15 protein-coding genes are annotated in these 16689 nt (G+C 73.0%); 4 read left to right on the top strand and 11 right to left on the bottom strand.

What is annotated here, in order from left to right:
• Positions 1 to 935: FAD-dependent monooxygenase (locus ACFQ7Q_RS02200; protein WP_383548599.1), on the top strand; the 935-nt coding region annotated here is incomplete at its 5' end.
• Positions 936 to 1147: 212 nt separating this feature from the next.
• Here ACFQ7Q_RS02200 and ACFQ7Q_RS02195 read toward each other — a convergent pair.
• The 3 genes from ACFQ7Q_RS02195 to ACFQ7Q_RS02185 are packed head-to-tail and all read right to left on the bottom strand — an operon-like array spanning position 1148 to position 3995.
• Positions 1148 to 1726 carry a TetR/AcrR family transcriptional regulator gene (locus ACFQ7Q_RS02195; RefSeq protein ID WP_383548596.1) on the bottom strand — a complete coding sequence of 193 codons (579 nt, stop codon included), beginning with the start codon at positions 1724 to 1726 and terminating at the stop codon, positions 1148 to 1150.
• Complete coding sequence (locus ACFQ7Q_RS02190; protein ID WP_383548594.1) at positions 1714 to 2421, bottom strand: enoyl-CoA hydratase family protein; 708 nt, start codon at positions 2419 to 2421, stop codon at positions 1714 to 1716. Before ACFQ7Q_RS02190 ends, ACFQ7Q_RS02195 begins: the two co-directional genes overlap by 13 nt.
• A complete protein-coding gene (locus ACFQ7Q_RS02185) occupies positions 2418 to 3995 on the bottom strand; it encodes a 4-coumarate--CoA ligase family protein (RefSeq protein WP_383548591.1) in 1578 nt (525 codons plus the stop codon). The genes ACFQ7Q_RS02190 and ACFQ7Q_RS02185 overlap by 4 nt, the downstream gene beginning before the upstream one ends.
• A 196-nt stretch (positions 3996 to 4191) precedes the next feature.
• Between ACFQ7Q_RS02185 and ACFQ7Q_RS02180 the strand changes: the two genes are divergently transcribed.
• A complete protein-coding gene (locus ACFQ7Q_RS02180; RefSeq protein WP_383548588.1) occupies positions 4192 to 4989 on the top strand; it encodes a sporulation protein in 798 nt (265 codons plus the stop codon).
• Positions 4990 to 5063: 74 nt separating this feature from the next.
• Here ACFQ7Q_RS02180 and ACFQ7Q_RS02175 read toward each other — a convergent pair whose 3' ends face one another.
• The 6 genes from ACFQ7Q_RS02175 to ACFQ7Q_RS02150 all read right to left on the bottom strand — a co-directional run bounded on the left by ACFQ7Q_RS02175 (position 5064) and on the right by ACFQ7Q_RS02150 (position 13347).
• On the bottom strand, positions 5064 to 6203 hold the full coding sequence (locus ACFQ7Q_RS02175) for an acyl-CoA dehydrogenase family protein (protein WP_383548585.1): 1140 nt from the start codon (positions 6201 to 6203) through the stop codon (positions 5064 to 5066).
• Positions 6200 to 8125 (bottom strand): acetyl/propionyl/methylcrotonyl-CoA carboxylase subunit alpha, encoded by a 1926-nt coding sequence (locus ACFQ7Q_RS02170; RefSeq protein WP_383548582.1) that lies wholly within the window; start codon positions 8123 to 8125, stop codon positions 6200 to 6202. Before ACFQ7Q_RS02170 ends, ACFQ7Q_RS02175 begins: the two co-directional genes overlap by 4 nt.
• A gap of 8 nt (positions 8126 to 8133) precedes the next feature.
• Positions 8134 to 9732, bottom strand: coding sequence for an acyl-CoA carboxylase subunit beta (locus ACFQ7Q_RS02165; RefSeq protein WP_383548579.1), 1599 nt, complete (start codon positions 9730 to 9732; stop codon positions 8134 to 8136).
• A 19-nt stretch (positions 9733 to 9751) separates the two neighbouring features.
• Positions 9752 to 11440, bottom strand: coding sequence for an acyclic terpene utilization AtuA family protein (locus ACFQ7Q_RS02160; protein ID WP_383548576.1), 1689 nt, complete (start codon positions 11438 to 11440; stop codon positions 9752 to 9754).
• Entirely contained in the window at positions 11440 to 12228 is a 789-nt protein-coding gene (locus ACFQ7Q_RS02155; protein WP_383548573.1) for a TIGR03084 family metal-binding protein, read from the bottom strand. Before ACFQ7Q_RS02155 ends, ACFQ7Q_RS02160 begins: the two co-directional genes overlap by 1 nt.
• Before the next feature lie 159 nt (positions 12229 to 12387).
• Positions 12388 to 13347 (bottom strand): DMT family transporter, encoded by a 960-nt coding sequence (locus ACFQ7Q_RS02150; protein WP_383548571.1) that lies wholly within the window; start codon positions 13345 to 13347, stop codon positions 12388 to 12390.
• A gap of 108 nt (positions 13348 to 13455) precedes the next feature.
• On the opposite strand from ACFQ7Q_RS02150, the gene ACFQ7Q_RS02145 reads away from it, so the two are divergent.
• Positions 13456 to 14355 (top strand): LysR family transcriptional regulator, encoded by a 900-nt coding sequence (locus tag ACFQ7Q_RS02145; protein WP_383548568.1) that lies wholly within the window; start codon positions 13456 to 13458, stop codon positions 14353 to 14355.
• A 173-nt stretch (positions 14356 to 14528) separates the two neighbouring features.
• On the opposite strand, the gene ACFQ7Q_RS02140 is transcribed toward ACFQ7Q_RS02145, so the two are convergent.
• Positions 14529 to 15122 (bottom strand): MBL fold metallo-hydrolase, encoded by a 594-nt coding sequence (locus ACFQ7Q_RS02140; protein ID WP_383548565.1) that lies wholly within the window; start codon positions 15120 to 15122, stop codon positions 14529 to 14531.
• Between the two features lie 114 nt (positions 15123 to 15236).
• Between ACFQ7Q_RS02140 and ACFQ7Q_RS02135 the strand changes: the two genes are divergently transcribed.
• Positions 15237 to 16247 carry a GlxA family transcriptional regulator gene (locus tag ACFQ7Q_RS02135; RefSeq protein WP_383548562.1) on the top strand — a complete coding sequence of 337 codons (1011 nt, stop codon included), beginning with the start codon at positions 15237 to 15239 and terminating at the stop codon, positions 16245 to 16247.
• A 65-nt stretch (positions 16248 to 16312) separates the two neighbouring features.
• Here ACFQ7Q_RS02135 and ACFQ7Q_RS02130 read toward each other — a convergent pair whose 3' ends face one another.
• Complete coding sequence (locus ACFQ7Q_RS02130) at positions 16313 to 16678, bottom strand: hypothetical protein (protein ID WP_383548559.1); 366 nt, start codon at positions 16676 to 16678, stop codon at positions 16313 to 16315.
• Positions 16679 to 16689: the final 11 nt, after the last annotated feature.

Genomic DNA, 16689 nt, shown 5'->3' with positions numbered 1-16689 from the left:
TGGTCGACCGGCTGGCACCCACACCCACCCGCGTCTCCGCGCTGCGCTGGTCCTCCGTCTTCCGCATCAGCCACCGGATCGTCGACCGCTACGGCGAGGGCCGGGTCTTCGTCGCCGGCGACGCCGCCCACATCCACCCGCCCACCGGCGCCCAGGGCATGAACACCGGCATCCAGGACGCCTGCAACCTGGCCTGGAAGCTCGCCCTCGTCCTCGACGGGGAGGCCGGGCCGGCCTTGCTCGCCAGTTACGACGCCGAGCGCCGCCCGGTCGGCGAGGAGGTGGTGGGCCGGACCGTCCGGCATGCGAGGCAGGGGATGGAGACCGACCCCGAGGACCCGGGCACCCTGATGCTCCGGGAGGCCCAACTGCTCGTCGCCTACCGGGACGGCCCGCTCGCCGGCAGCCCGTACGGACCGGACGACGCGCCCCAGCCAGGCGACCGGGCCCCCGACTGCGGCGGTCTGACCGTCCCCATCGCCGCGTACCCGCTGCGTCTGCTCGACGTCCTGCGCGGCCGCACCGGGCATGTGCTGCTGCTGTACGCGACCGACCCCGCCGACCTGGCCAGGGCCGCCGAGGCCGGTGCGGTGGTCGCCACCGCGGTCGGCGGGCGGAAGGCGCCCGGCGACCAGCCGCCGGCCTTCGCGGGGCTCCCCGGACCCGGCCTCTCCGGGCCCGACGGGCAGGGCCCCGAGAGCAGCCTGCGGACCGTCGCGGTGCTCGCCCGCGAGGCGGCCTCCGCCGCCGGGTTCGGCACCGGGAGCGTCCCGGGGTACCTCGACGCGGCGGGTGAGTTCGCCCGGATCTACCGCCCCGACGGCCCGACCGGCTTCCTCGTGCGCCCGGACGGCCAGCTCGGCGCCCGTTTCCCCCTCGCCGGCACGGCGGCGGCCCTGACCGGCTACCTCGCCGCACTGTCCGTACCGGCCTGACCGAACGATCCGCCGGACCTCGCCCCGCGGCCCGGCCACCAGGCGTCACGGGGCCGGTGGCCGACCGGTCCCGGGGCCGACGGAACTCGCCGGCCGACCCGTGCGGGCGGCCGACCGGCCCGGGCAGACCGATCCGGACAGCCGAGCGACGGACTGCCGACGAACTCGCCCCGCGGTCTACCCGCCGCCCGGCACGGGGCCGGTGGGCGGGGTCAGTCCAGGGCCTCGTCCAGGATCTTCGACCACTGGGCCACGATCCGTTCACGGCGCGCCTTGTCGTCGGTCAGGAGGGTGGCCAGGCCCAGGCCGCGGGCCATGTCGAGGAGCCCCTGCACCGTCTCCCGTACCCCCGGGACGGACTCGTCCGCGGCCAGGAGGGACACCGCCATGCGGTGGGACTCGCGGCCGACGCGGGCCTCCAGTTCGGTGACCCGGGCGTGGAGCTGGGGCTCGTGCGCAGCGGCCACCCAGAGGTGCAGGGCCGCGCGGAAGAGCGGCCCCGTGAAGAGGTCGACCAGGGCGCCGACGGCCTCGCGGCGGTCCCTCGCGGGGAGGGTGCGCAGGGCGTGCGAGCGTTCCTCGGCGACGTACTCGACGGCCGCCGTGAACAAGTCCTCCCGGGTCGGGAAGTGGTGCTGCGCGGCGCCCCGCGAGACCCCGGCGCGCTCGGCCACCACGGAGACGGTGGAGCCCGCCCAGCCGTGTTCGGCCAGGCAGGACACCGCCGCCTCCAGGAGCCGCTGCCGGGTGGCGCGGCTCCTGTCCTGCTTCGGGCCGGTCAGAGCCGCCATTCAGGGTCCCGTCGTTCGAGGAAGGCCGTCATCCCTTCGCGCGCTTCCGCGGAGGCGAAGAGCGAGGCCGACCTCTGGACCAGGTCCTCCGCGTCGCGCTCGAAGGTCTCCAGGACTTTAGCCGTGACCAGGCGCTTCGACTCGGCCAGCCCCTGCGGGGATCCCTTGCGCAGCCCGTCCAGGATCGCCTCCAGGTCGTCCTCGGTGGCGGTCACCAGACCCATCCGTACGGCCTCGGCCGTGCCGAACCGCTCCCCCGTCAGGTAGTAGCGCGCCGCCGCTCGCTGCTCCAGTTTCGGGAGCAGCGTCAGCGAGATGACGGCGGGCGCGACCCCGATCCGTACCTCCGTCAGCGAGAAGTCCGACCCCTCGGAGGCGACGACGACGTCGCACGCCCCGAGCAGACCGAGGCCGCCCGCGCGCACATGGCCGCGCACGACGCCCACCACCGGCTTCGGCAGCTCCACGATCTGCCGGAGCAGGTCGACGAAGGCGTACGGACTCGGCGGGGCCTTCAGGTCGGCACCGGCGCTGAACGTCGAGCCGGTGTGGGTGAGGACCACCGCCCGTACGGCCGGGTCCTCGCCGCACTCCGTGAGCGCCTCCGCCAACTCGGCGACCAGGGCCGCCGAGAGGGCGTTGCGGTTCTCCGGGGAGTCGAGCGTCAGCGTGGCGATGCCACGGTCGAGCTTCATTCGCGGTCCCTCAGTTCGCGGCGCAGGATCTTCCCCGACGCGGCACGCGGCACCCCGTCGACGAACTCCACACGCCTGATCTTCTTGTACGGGGCGACCTTCGCCGCCACGTACGCCATGACGTCCTCGCCGTTCAGGTCGGCCGCGCTCGCCTGCCGGACGACGAACGCCTTGGGTATCTCGGCGCCGTCCTCGTCCTGCACGCCGATCACGGCCGCGTCGGCGATCCCCTCGTGGGTGAGCAGCAGGGCCTCCAGCTCGGCCGGGGCGACCTGGAAGCCCTTGTACTTGATGAGCTCCTTGACCCGGTCGACGACGAAGAGCCAGCCGTTCTCGTCGACCCGGCCGATGTCGCCGGTGTGCACCCAGCCGTCCGCGTCGATCATGTCGGCGGTGGCGTCGGGGCGCCCCAGGTAGCCCTTCATCACCTGCGGGCCCCGGATGGCGACTTCGCCCTCCGCGCCCGGCTCGGCGTCCCGTGCCGGGTCGTCGAGGGAGAGGATCCGCATCTCGGTGGAGGGGAGCAGCTTGCCGACGGCGCCGGGCGGCGGGTTCACGGCGTCCAGGGGGACGACGTGGGTGCCGGGCGACAGCTCCGTCATGCCGTACGCCTGGCGGACCGGCGGCAGTTTCAGCCGGGCCGAGCATGCCTCGGCGAGGGAGGCGTCGAGGGGGGCGGCGGCGCTGACGATGTACTCCAGGGAGGACAGGTCGTAGTCGGCGACGGCAGGGTGCTTGGCGAGCGCGAGGACGATCGGCGGGGCCACGTACAGGCCGTTGATGCGGTGGTTCTGGATCGCGGCGAGGAACTGGTCGAGCTCGAAACGGGGCAGGACGACGACGGTCGCGCCCTTGCGCAGCGGGGCGTTCATCAGGGCGGTCAGCCCGTAGATGTGGAAGAAGGGCAGGACCGCGAGGATGCGGTCGCCCGGTCCCATGGGGATGAAGGGTTCGAGCTGGGCCAGGTTGGTGGCGATCGAGGTGTGGGTGAGCATCACGCCCTTGGGGACCCCGGTGGTGCCGGAGGAGTACGGGAGGGCGGCGATGTCCTCGCCGGGGTCGAACTCCAGGGCCGGGTCGGGGGCGGTGGTGGCCAGCATCGACTGCAGGGAGCGGATGCCCTCCCCCTCGGGCGCCTGGTCGCAGACGAAGATCTCCTCGATCCCGCCGGCGAGTTCGGCGGCCCGTCGGGCCGGTTCCAGGAGCGGGGAGACCGTGACGATCCAGCGGGCGGAGGAGTCGCGGAGCTGCTTGGCGAACTCCTCCGCCGTGGAGAGCGGATGGACGGTGGTGACGGAGGCGCCGGCGCGGGTGGCGGCGTAGAACGCGATGGGGAACAGCACGGTGTTGGGGCTGTGCAGGGCGAGCACGTCGCCCTTGCGGACCCCGGCCTCGACGAGCCCGGCGGCGACCCGCCGGTGGAACGCGTCGACCTGGGCGTACGTGAGGGTGAGCCCACCGGTCCCGTCGACCAGCGCGGGGGCGTCCCCGAACTCGGCGGCCCGGCCGAGGACGGCCTCGTGGATGGGGAGGGAGAGGGTGGAGACGGCCTCGTACTCGCTGTGGAACACCATGCAGGCCCCCTGGAGAGGTGGAAGGTGGTCGCCAGGATCGCGTGTGTCGGTACGACTTGGGGAGACCTTGTCAGCACTCCATGGAAACAATCAAGCGTGCCTGCATGATTCGAGAAACGACGCCGGTTCTCGCATGCCACGTACCCGAAGGTCGACGACCGCACACAGAATGTTCACAACCGGCTAGCCTGCGGACATGGTCTTCAAACGTTTGCTGGGCAAGGGCGGCGTGCCGCTCGAGATCGACACTCTCGTACAGTCCGAGCCGGCGCAGCCGGGGGGACTTCTGACCGGCGAAGTGGTGCTGCGCGCCCCCGAACGCAGGGTCGAACTGAGGGCGATACGCCTGAGGCTCGTCACCGACGCGCCGGTGGCGCACAAGGGGGACGGCGACGGCGAGAGCGGTGACACGTTCGACTACCCCAGCGTGAGCGGGTACTTCACCCTGGAGAAGGGCGAGGAGAGGCGGGTGCCCATCCGGCACCGGCTCAAGTGGGAGACCCCTCTGACCGAGGTGAAGGGGAACAAGCTGGGTGTTCACCTCGGCATCCACACCGAGGTCGAGGCCGAGGGGATCAAGGCCCAGACGGATGACGACCTCGTGCACATCAGCGCGTTGCCCCTGCACGAGACGGTCCTCGACTCGTTCGCCGCCGAGGGCTACGCATGCGAGGGATCCCGGATCATCACCGGCGACATCCCCCGCACCGAGTACCACGTCTACCGACGGCAGAGCCTCCTTCTCGTCGATCGGTCGGCCGGCCACGAGCGCCCGGGCAAGCTGGAGTTGAACTTCCACACCAACGCCGTCGGCTGCGAGATCTTCCTCCGCAAGGCCGCCCTCGAGGAGCGGTACTGGAAGGCGAAGCCGCCCGCCCTGCGCTTCGTCGCCGCCCATCACGAGGTCGGACGGGTGGACTTCGCAGCGGAGGTACGGCGCTGGGTCGGCGAGGTCGCCCTCCTGGGCGACAGTCACGCCGCCGACGAGGACTGACCCGCCCACCGTCCCGTTCCCTCCTCGGACCTTCCGGAGGGAACGGGACGGACGCTCCCTGAACTGCCGCCGGTTCAGTACGACTTGGGGAGACCCAGAGTCTGGTGGGACACGTAGTTCAGGATCATCTCGCGGCTGACCGGGGCGATCCGGGCCACGCGGGAGGCCGTGACGAGGCGGGCGAGACCGAACTCGCGGGTGAGCCCGTTGCCGCCGAGCGTGTGGACGGACTGGTCGACGGCCTTCACACAGGCCTCGCCCGCCGCGTACTTGGCCATGTTCGCGGCCTCGCCCGCGCCGATGTCGTCACCGACGTCGTAGAGGTGGGCGGCCTTCTGCATCATCAGCCGGGCCAGCTCCAGCTCGATGTGGGCCTGGGCCAAGGGGTGGGCGATGGCCTGGTGGGCGCCGATCGGGGACTTCCAGACCTGGCGCTCCTTGGCGTAGGCGACGGCCTTGTCGAGGGCGTAGCGGCCCATGCCGATCGCGAAGGCGGCGGTCATGATCCGCTCGGGGTTCAGCCCGGCGAAGAGCTGGAGCAGCCCCGCGTCCTCGTCGCCGACCAGCGCGTCCGCCGGGAGGTGGACGTCGTCGAGGGTGAGCTCGAACTGCTTCTCGTGGGCTTCCAGTTCCATGTCGATCTGCCGGCGTCCGAAGCCGGGGGTGTCGCGGGGGACGACGAAGAGACAGGGCTTGAGGTTGCCGGTGCGGGCGTCGGAGGTGCGGCCGACGATGAGGGTGGCGTCGGCGATGTCGACGCCCGAGACGAAGACCTTGCGGCCGTTGAGCACCCAGCCCGCCTCGGTCTTCGTGGCGGTGGTGGTGATCCGGTGGGAGTTGGAGCCCGCGTCGGGCTCGGTGATGCCGAAGGCCATGGTGCGGCTGCCGTCGGCCAGCCCGGGCAGCCACGCGGCCTTCTGGGCGTCGGTGCCGAAGCGGGCGATCACGGTGCCACAGATGGCGGGCGAGACGATCATCATGAGGAGGGGCGCACCGGCGGCGCCCAACTCCTCCAGGACGATGGAGAGTTCGACCATGCCCCCGCCTCCGCCGCCGTGGGACTCGGGGAGGTTCACCCCGAGATAGCCGAGCTTCCCGGCCTCGGCCCAGAGGGCGTCGTGGTCGAGGGGGCGGGTGGATCCGTGGCGCTGACCGAGGGCGGAGACGGCGGAACGGAGGGCGGTGTGCTCGGCGGTCTCGACGACGGAACTCATGCGGGCTGGTCCTCCTGGGCTTCGGTCTGTACGACGGCGAGCAGGGCGCCTACCTCGACCTGGCGGCCGGGGACGGCGTGGAGCGCGGTGAGCGTGCCGGAGGCGGGAGCGATGACGCGGTGCTCCATCTTCATGGCCTCCAGCCAGAGGAGCGGCTGCCCGGCGGTGACCCGTGCGCCGGGCGCGAGGCCGTCGGCGACACGGACGACGGTGCCGGGCATGGGCGCGAGCAGGGAGCCGGGCTCCCGCTGGTCGGTGGGGTCGGGGAAGCGGGGCCGTACGGTGAGCCGGTGCGGACCGACGTGGACGGTGTCGCCGTGCCGGACGACATCGAAGTCCCGCACGACTCCGTCGACTTCGAGCCGTACGCGATCGGGGGCGACGCTCACGGGGCGGACGCCCTCGGGAGCGGTGACGGTGTACCCGGCGCCTCCGTCCCGGGAGGGCCGGTAGCGGACCTCGTGGTCCCCGTACGCCTTGACCTGGTCCTGCGACGCGAGGTTCCGCCACCCGCCGCCGAACCGCCCCCGGTTCCCCTCGGCCTGCGCGAGGGCGGCGGCGACGGCCGCGTACGCCTCACCGGGCGGGGTCCGCGTGAGGGCGTCCAGGTTCCGCTCGTAGAAGCCGGTGTCGAGGCGCGAGGTGTCGTGGAACTCGGGGTGCCGCAGGGAGGCGACGAGCAGGTCCCGGTTGGTCACGGGCCCGTGGATCCGGGCCCGCTCCAGTGCGCGGGCGAGCTTGCGGACGGCCTCGGCGCGGGTGGGCGCGTGGACGACGACCTTGGCGAGCATGGCGTCGTAGTGGACCCCGATCGAGTCCCCGCAGACGTATCCGGTGTCGACGCGCGGTCCCGAAGGGAACGCGAGGGCGTGCAGCGTGCCCGTCTGGGGCGTCCAGCCCGACCCCGGGTCCTCCGCGTACAGGCGGGCCTCGATCGCGTGGCCCCGCGGGGCCGGGTGCTCCGAGGGCAGGGCTCCGCCCTCCGCGACCGCGATCTGGAGGGCGACGAGGTCGACCCCGTACACCTCCTCCGTCACCGGGTGCTCCACCTGGAGGCGCGTGTTCATCTCCAGGAAGTGCGCCTTGGGGGTCCCCCCTGCTCGAGCGGAGCCGAGAGTTTGGGGGACGTCCGCGACCAGGAACTCGACCGTGCCCGCGCCGACGTAGCCGACCGCCTTCGCCGCCGACACCGAACGGTCGTACAGCTCCGCGAGCAGCGACGGCGGCAGGTCCGGCGCCGGGGACTCCTCGATCATCTTCTGGTGGCGGCGCTGGAGCGAGCAGTCCCGGGTGCCGAGCGCCCAGACCGTGCCGTGGCCGTCCGCGAGGACCTGGACCTCCACATGGCGGCCGTTCTCGACGTACGGCTCGACGAACACCTCGCCGTCCCCGAACGCGTTCGCCGCCTCGGCGGAGGCGGCTGCCAGCTCCCCCTCAAGCGCGGCCAGTTCGCGCACGATCCTCATGCCACGGCCGCCACCGCCCGCCGCCGCCTTCACCAGGACCGGCAGCTCCGCCTCGGTGACGTCGCCGGCCACCAGCGGGGCGATCCCGAGGAGCTCCTTGGCCCGCGTCTTGGACGCCATCGCCTCGATCGCGGACGGCGGAGGGCCGATCCACACCAGGCCCGCGTCCAGGACCTGCCGCGCGAACTCCGGGTTCTCCGAGAGGAAGCCGTACCCCGGGTGCACCGCGTCCGCGCCCGCCGCCAGCGCCGCCTTCACCACCAGGTCCCCGCGCAGATACGTCTCCGCGGGCGTCGCCCCCGGCAGCCGTACCGCCGCGTCCGCCTCTCGTACGTGCAGCGCGGAGGCGTCCGCGTCCGAGTACACGGCGACCGTCTCGACGCCCAGCTCCCGGCACGTACGGAACACCCGGCAGGCGATCTCGCCCCGGTTCGCGACCAACAGCCTGGAGATCATCACTCGCCTCACATTCGGAAGACGCCGAAGCCGCCGCGCGCGCCCTCGACCGGTGCCGTGTGGATCGCGGACAGGCACAGCCCGAGGACCGTGCGCGTGTCGCGGGGGTCGATGACGCCGTCGTCGTACAGCCGCCCGGACAGGAACATCGGCAGCGACTCCGACTCGATCTGCGCCTCGACCATCGCGCGCAGCCCGGCGTCGGCCTCGTCGTCGTACGGCTGCCCCTTCGCCGCGGCGCTCGCCCTCGCGACGATCGACAGGACCCCGGCGAGCTGCTGCGGGCCCATGACGGCCGACTTGGCGCTCGGCCAGGCGAAGAGGAAGCGCGGGTCGTACGCCCGGCCGCACATGCCGTAGTGCCCGGCGCCGTACGACGCGCCCATCAGCACGCTCAGATGCGGCACCCGGCTGTTCGACACCGCGTTGATCATCATCGCGCCGTGCTTGATGATGCCGCCCTGCTCGTACTCCTTGCCGACCATGTAGCCGGTGGTGTTGTGCAGGAAGACCAGCGGGATGTCGCGCTGGTTGGCGAGCTGGATGAACTGCGCCGCCTTCTGCGACTCGGCGCTGAACAGCACTCCCTGGGCGTTGGCGAGGATGCCGACGGGGTAGCCGTGCAGCTCCGCCCAGCCCGTGACCAGGCTCGGCCCGTACAGCGGCTTGAACTCGTCGAAGTCCGAGCCGTCCACGACCCGGGCGATGACCTCGCGCGGATCGAAGGGGGTCTTCAGATCCCCGGGCACGATCCCGAGCAGCTCGTCCTCGTCGTACTTCGGGGGCTCCGCGAAGGGTGGATCGACGTGCGCCTTGCGGTGGTTGAGACGGGCGACGATCCGCCGCGCCTGGCGCAGCGCGTCGGCCTCGTCCACGGCGTAGTGATCGGCGAGGCCGGAGACGCGGGCGTGCATCTCCGCGCCGCCGAGCGATTCGTCGTCGCTCTCCTCGCCCGTCGCCATCTTCACCAGTGGCGGACCGCCGAGGAAGACCTTCGACCGTTCCTTGATCATCACGGTGTGGTCGGACATGCCGGGGACGTACGCCCCGCCGGCCGTCGAGTTGCCGAAGACCACGGCGATGGTGGGGATGCCGGCGGCGGAGAGCCGCGTCAGGTCGCGGAAGAGCGCCCCGCCGGGGATGAAGATCTCCTTCTGGGACGGCAGATCGGCGCCGCCGGACTCCACGAGGGAGATGACCGGGAGCCGGTTGGCGTACGCGATCTCGTTGGCGCGCAGGGCCTTCTTCAGCGTCCACGGGTTGGAGGCGCCGCCGCGCACGGTCGGGTCGTTGGCGGTGATCAGGCACTCGACGCCCTCGACGACACCGATCCCGGTGACGATCGACGCGCCGACCGGATAGTCGCTGCCCCAGGCGGCGAGCGGGGACAGCTCCAGGAACGGGGTGTCCGGGTCGACGAGCAGCTCGATCCGCTCGCGGGCGAGCATCTTGCCGCGCTTGCGGTGCCGTGCGGTGTACTTCTCGCCGCCGCCCGCGAGCGCCTTGCCGTGCTCGGCGTCGAGGGCGGCGAGCTTGTCGAGCATGGCGGCGCGGTGGGCCGCGTAGTCGGATCCGCCGGTGTCGAGGGCGGAGGCGAGGACGGTCACAGCAGTTCCTCCGGGGCGGTCACAGGAGTTCTTCCGGTACGTCGAGTTCGCGGGCGCGGAGCCATTCGCCGAGGGCCTTGGCCTGGGGGTCGAAGCGGGCCTGGGAGGCGACGCCCTCGCCGAGGAGCCCGGTGACGACGAAGTTCACCGCGCGCAGGTTCGGCAGGACGTGCCGTACGACGGCCGACTCGGCGGTCTCCGGCAGGAGCCGCTTGAACCGCTCGACCGTGAGGGTGTGGACGAGCCAGCGCCACGCGTCGTCCGTACGGACCCAGACGCCGATGTTCGCGTCGCCGCCCTTGTCACCGCTGCGGGCTCCGGCGACGCGCCCGAGCGGGACCCTGCGCACCGGGCCGGCGGGCGGCGCCTCGGGCAGCGACGGCTCGTCGACCGGTTCGAGTTCCCGCGTGCGCACGGGTACGGGGAGGGTGACGCGGCTTCCGTCGGGCAGGACGGCGGTGTGCGGGACGTCGGCGGCCGGGACGTGCCGGGCCTCGAAGACACCGTAGGGCGCGCCCTTCCCGGGCGGGGCGGTGACGTGGAAGCCTGGGTAGCTTCCGAGGGCCAGCTCGATCGCGGCGCCGCTGAGGGCGCGGCCGACGGGCTCGGGGGCGGGGTCGCGGACGACGAGACGGAGCAGCGCGCTCGCGGTCTCCTCCGTCGCGGCGTCCGCCCGATCGGTGCGGACCAGCTCCCAACGGACCTCTGTGGGCCGGGACTTGGAGCGCTCGAAGGCGTCCTCGATCTGCTCCCTGACGAGCTGAGCCTTGGCCTCGATGTCGAGGCCGGTGAGGACGAGGACGACCTCGTTGCGGTGGCCGCCGATCCTGGTGAACCCGGCCTTGAGGGTGGGCGGCGGCGCCTCGCCCCGTACGCCGTCGATCCGCACCCGGTCCGGCCCGTCCTGGGTGAGCCGTACGGTGTCGAGCCGGGCGGTCACGTCGGGGCCCGCGTAGCGCGCGCCCGACGTCTCGTACAGCAGCTGTGCGGTGACCGTTCCGAGGTCGACGACGCCGCCGGTGCCGGGGTGCTTGGTGATGACGGACGTACCGTCGGGGTGGATCTCGGCGAGCGGGAATCCGGGGCGGCGCAGCGCGCGCGGGTCGTGGTCGGTGAAGAAGGCGTAGTTGCCTCCGGTGGCCTGGGTGCCGCACTCCAGGACGTGCCCGGCGACGACCGCGCCCGCCAGCTTGTCGTACTCCTCCGGGCCCCAGCCGAAGCGCCACTGCGCGGGGCCGGTGACGAGGGCGGCGTCGGTGACGCGGCCGGTGACGACGACGTCGGCGCCGTCGGCGAGGCAGGCGGCGATGCCGGCGCCGCCGAGGTAGGCGTTGGCGGTGAGGAATCCTCCCTCGGCGGGGAGCCGGTCGCCCTCGACGTACGCGATGCGGGTGGGGACGCCGAGCCTCCGGCTCAGCTGCCCGAGCGCCTCGGCGAGGCCGGCGGGATTGAGGCCGCCGGCGTTGGTGACGATGCGGACGCCGCGCTCGTGGGCGAGGCCGAGGCCCTCCTCCATCTGGCGCAGGAAGGTCTTGGCGTAGCCGGCGCCCGGGTCCTTCAGGAGGTCCCGGCCGAGGATGAGCATGGTCAGTTCGGCGAGGTAGTCGCCGGTGAGGACGTCGAGTTCGCCGCCGGTGAGCATCTCGCGCACGGCGTCGAAGCGGTCGCCGTAGAAGCCGGAGGCGTTGCCGATACGGAGGAGGTCCACTAGGCCCCCTGCGGCGCACGGCCGGTGCCGGCCGGGCCCGCGAAGGCCTGGGCGATGGTGAGCCAGTGCGCGGCGTCGGGCCCCTCCGCCGCGAGGGCGGTGTCGTCGGGGTGGACGCGCTGGGTGACGAGGAGACAGAAGTCGAGCGCGGGCCCGGTGATCCTCTGGGCGGCGTCCTGGGGCCCGTACACCCACTGCTCGCCGTCGGGGGCGGTCAGTTCGACGCGGAAGGGCTCCGGCGGCGGGGTGATTCCCCGTACGAGATAGGCGTAGTCGCGGGCGCGGATGCCGATCCAGGCGACGTGGCGCAGTCGGGCGGTCGGCTCGCGTACGACGCCGAGGGCGTCGGCGATGTCCTGGCCGTGCGCCCAGGTCTCCATGAGCCGGGCGGTCCCCATGGAGATGGCGCTCATGGGCGGCCCGTACCAAGGGAAACGGGCGCCGGGCGGGGCCGCGCGCAGGGCGCTCTGCAGCCGCTCGCGACCGACGCGCCACCGTCCGAGCAGCTCGGCGGGCGGGAGCGCGGCGCCCTCGTCGGCGCCGGCGTCGACGAACGTGTCGGGCGCGGCGAGCGCCTTCTCGGCCTCGGCGGCGAAGGCCTCGGGGTCGGTGGCGGCGAGCAGGGCCGCCCGGTCGGTCCAGGCGAGATGGGCGATCTGGTGGGCGATCGTCCAGCCGGCGGCGGGGGTGGGCACGGCCCATCCGTCGTCGCTCAACCCCCTTACGAGAAGGTCGACTTCCTCGCTCTCGCTGCGCAGATCGTCGAGGACGACGGCAGGGTCGGACACGGTGCGCTCCCCTCGGGACACGGGCGTGTGCCGAGGAGCATGGCAGCGGACGGAGAAACAATCAAGCGTGCTTGCTTTAGATTCTCGACCGCCCGCATGGACGGGCCCCCTCCCCCGCGTGGGGAAGGGGGCCGTGGAGGGTCCGCGTCCGGAAGGCGCTCAGGCCTGCGGCGGCAGCGTGGACACCCGCTTCATCTGGGTGCGGACCGCACCCATGCTCGCCGCGATGACCAGGGCGATCGCCAGCGCGTCCGTCAGGGACAGCGCCTGGCTCAGGACGAGGAAGCCGGCGGTCGCGGCGATGGCCGGCTCCAGGCTCATCAGGATCGCGAAGGTGGGGGCGGGCAGACGGCGCAGGGCGAGGAGTTCGAGGGTGTACGGCAGGACCGAGGACATCAGCGCCACGCAGAGGCCGAGCCCGATCGTGGAGGGGACGAGCAGCTTGTCGCCCGCCTCGACGATGCCGAACGGCAGGCTGAGCACCGCGCCGAACGCCATCGCGAGCGCCAGCCCGTCCGCCTGCGGGAAGCGCCGGCCGGTACGGGCGCTGAAGACGATGTACGTCGCCCACATCGCGCCCGCGCCGAGCGCGAACGCGGCACCCACCGGGTCGAGCCGGTCGAAGCCGCCGCCGCTGAGCAGGAGGACGCCGCCGAGGGCGAGCCCCGCCCACAGCAGGTTCATCAGCCGGCGCGAGGCGATCACCGAGAGGACCAGCGGGCCGAGGACCTCCAGGGTCACGGCGGCGCCGAGCGGGATCCGGTCCGCGGCTTGGTAGAAGAGGATGTTCATGCCCGCCATGGCGGTGCCGAAGGCGACGACGGTGCCCCAGTCGGCGCGACCGTAGCCGCGCACCTTGGGGCGGCAGACGATCAGCAGGACCGCGGCGGCGAGGACCAGGCGCAGGGTGACGACGCCGAGGGCGCCTGCACGGGGCATGAGCAGGACGGCGACGGCCGACCCGAACTGCACGGACAGACCGCCGGCGACGACGAGCGCGACCGGGCCGAGGCGGGCGGCACGAGCCGAGGCGACCGGCGGGGCGGTCGACGCCCCCGAGCCCGTCGACGCCCCCGCCGCCGTCGCTCCGGCGGCGATGTCCTTGACCGGGCTGTCCACCGGCTCACTCCTTTGCGCAGTTCATCAGACTGGACCCTCAGTCCAGAATACTGCACTCGTCAATCAGCTTCCGCCTCTCACGCTACGAGTCGCCGCGCGGCGCGTGAAATGCCGATTGGGCTGCGGTTATGCTCCGGACGCATGAGCCGTACGAGCATCGAGCTGCGCCATCTCCGCTGCTTCCTCGCCATCGCCGAGGAGGGCAATGTGACGCGGGCAGCGGCCCGGCTCCACCTCACACAGCCCGCCGTCTCCCGCACGCTCGCCGCCCTGGAGAAACACCTCGGCACCCGGCTCGTCGACCGCTCCACCCACCATCTGGCGCTGACCGCCGAGGGCCGCGCCTTCCACGACCGGGCCGCAGCGGCCGTCGCCGCCTTCGACGCGGCCCTCGACCCGGAGCGACTGCGCCGGCGCCCCCTGCGGCTCGGGCACGCGTGGTCGGCCTTCGGCCCGTACACCACTCCCCTGCTCCGGCGCTGGCAGCAGGAGCACCCCGAGACCCCCCTGGAGCTCCTGCGCATCGACGACCGCACCGCCGGTCTCGTACGGGGCGAGGTGGACGCGGCGCTGCTGCGGGGGCCGGTGGAGGCGCCGGGCCTGGCGACGGAGGAACTGGCGACGGAGGGCCGGGTCGCCGCGGTCCCGACGGACAGCGAACTGGCGTCCCGTACGTCGCTCGCACTGGCGGACCTCGCGGACGGAACGGTCGTCCTCAACACCGTCTCCGGCACGACGACCCTCGAACTCTGGCCCCCGTCGCGCCGCCCGGCGACCACGCTCACGGTCGCCAACACCGACGACTGGCTGACGGCGATCGCGGCGGGACGGGGCGTCGGCGTCTCCTCGGCCTCGACGGCCGCCATGCACCCGCACCTCGGAGTGGCCTACCGCCCGCTCCCGGACGCCCCACCGGTCCATGTCCTGCTGGCCTGGCGCGACGCGTCCCCCCACCCGGCGACGGAGCTGCTGGTGGCACTGGCCCGGGAGATCGCCCGGGAGTCGTGAGGCCGCCGCATCACACCGACGCGTGGTCGTACGCGGCCGGCTCACGCGAGGCGGCGGCGCGTCGGGCCGTGACGACGATGCGAACGGTCACCACCGCGGTGAGCACAAGGACCGCGGCGCAGGCCACGAGGGTCGCGGCGTCCGGGTGGTGTGGTGAGAGCGTGCGGGCTGTCCTAGAGCACGGCCTCGTCGCCCGCCGGGAACGGCGCGCCGTGGCCCGGGACGATCACGTCGGACGCCTTCAGGACCCGGAGGCGGTTGTCGCGGAGCAGGTCGCGGTCGGGGGCGACCGGGTCCTCGGCCGGGCCGTCCGGGCGCCACCAGAGGTCACCGACGAAGGCGACGACGCCCTCGGCCGTACCGGCGAGGAGCGTGATGTCCTCGGGGCTGTGCCCCGGGGTGCGGATCAGGCGCAGGGACGGGGTCAGTTCATGGCCCTCGGCGTCCCGGTCGATCCACTGGTCGTTCAGGTACTCGGCCTTGTGGTCGTGGACGCGCGCCGAGCCGAACAGCCCCACGTTCATGGTGTTGTCGGGGTGGTGGTGGCTGAGCACGACGTCGGTGATGTCCTCCGGGCCGAGGCCCAGTTCGGCGAGCGGGCCGAGGATGCGGTCGCGGCTCGCCACCATGCCGGGGTCGACGATCACATGGCGGTCGCCGTCGGAGACATACGAGACGGTGGCGGCGACACCCGGGCCCGTGGAGGTGGTGTAGCCGGTGGTCAGGACGGTGTAGGTGGCGGTGTTGCCGCGCGGCTGGTCTGTCATGTCCCCAAGCTTCGCCGGGCGCGAGGCCGTCGACGAGTGGCCGTACTGCCACCCATCGCGGGTTTTGTGCCAACTCCCCGCGCGCTCCGCTCCCGGCGTGCCACACTCCGGCCCATGCCGCCGTTCCTGAACGTCGCCGCCTACGCCCCGCCCCGCGTCGGGATGCTCGCCGTCGGCCTCGTCTCCGAAGTCTTCGGCGCTCCCCCCGCGGGTCTCCCGCGCTTCGACTTCGCGCTCTGCACCGACCGGCCCGGACGGGTCCCGACCGACCTCGGCGTCCCCCTCACCGTCGAGCACGGTCTCGACCGGCTCGCCGCCGCCGATCTCGTACTCGCCCTGCCCTGGGCCGACTTCCGCACCCCGCCGCCGAGCCCCGTGCTCGACGCGCTCCGCACCGCCCACGCGCGCGGCGCGCTGGTCGGCTCGCACTGCGTCGGCGCGTTCGCGCTCGCCGCGGCCGGGCTCCTCGACGGGCTGCGGGCCACCACGCACTGGCGGTTCGCCGAGCTGCTCGCGAGCCGCCACCCGTCCGTGACCGTCGAGCGGGACGCACTCTACGTCGACGAGGGCCGGATCATCACGGGCGCGGGCGCGGCGGCCGGTTTCGACCTCTGTCTGCATCTGCTGCGCCGGGAGTACGGAGCGGCCGCCGCGAACGCGGTCGCCCGTGACCTCGTCCTGCCGCCGCACCGAGACGGCGGACAGGCGCAGTACGTCACGGCCCCCGTCCCCGAGGACTGCGAGGACGAGCGGCTCTCCGGAGTCCTCGCCTGGGCCCGCGCCCACCTCCACGAGCCGCTGCCGGTGGCCGAACTCGCCCGCCGCGCCCTGATGAGCCGCCGCTCCTTCGCCCGCCGCTTCGCCGCCGCGACGGGAACGACGCCCCATGCGTGGGTCCTCGGCCTGCGGCTCGGCCGGGCCGAGGAGCTCCTGGAGACGACCGACCTCCCGGTGGAGGAGATCGCCCGTCTGGTCGGCTACGGCAGCGCGGCGGTCCTGCGCGAACAGTTCGTCCGCCGACGCGGCGTTCCGCCCCGCACCTACCGCCGTACGTTCGCGAGGACGGAGGCGGCGGGCGCGGAGGCCCGGCGGGTCTCCCCGGAGCAGGCCCTGGACGCCCCCTAGGACATCCAGCCGGTCAGGCCGCCTCGCGACCGGCCGAGGGCCGGGTCGCCCACGACCCGTATCGCTCAGGCCCGGTCCGTCAGCTCCTCCGCGAACACCTGCGACAACGGCTGCGGCCCCACGTACTGCTGGCAGTTGCACTGGCCGGCCTCGTAACGGACCGGCTTCTTGTTCTCGTCCCAGGCCGTCGGCACCTCGACACGTTCATGGCACCGGCCCTGCTTGTCGTGGATCGCCAGGTGGTGCGTGCACCCGCACACCGGCTCCGGCGTCTTGTGCACGGCCTCGAGGGCCAGACGTTCCTGCTTCCCCGCCTCCAGCAGCTCCATCTTGCGCTCATGCCGATGGCGCAGCGCGGTCCGGGCGTTGTCGACCGCCCACGCGAAGCCGCCCGTCCAGAACAGGATGAGGACCAACCAGAACCAGTTCACTATTCCCCCTG

The organism is Streptomyces sp. NPDC056527 (genome assembly GCF_042794475.1).
In the GTDB taxonomy this organism is placed as follows: Bacteria; Actinomycetota; Actinomycetes; order Streptomycetales; family Streptomycetaceae; genus Streptomyces.
Note: the sequence above shows the minus strand (reverse complement) of the source record. Positions and strands in the feature narration are given on the sequence as shown.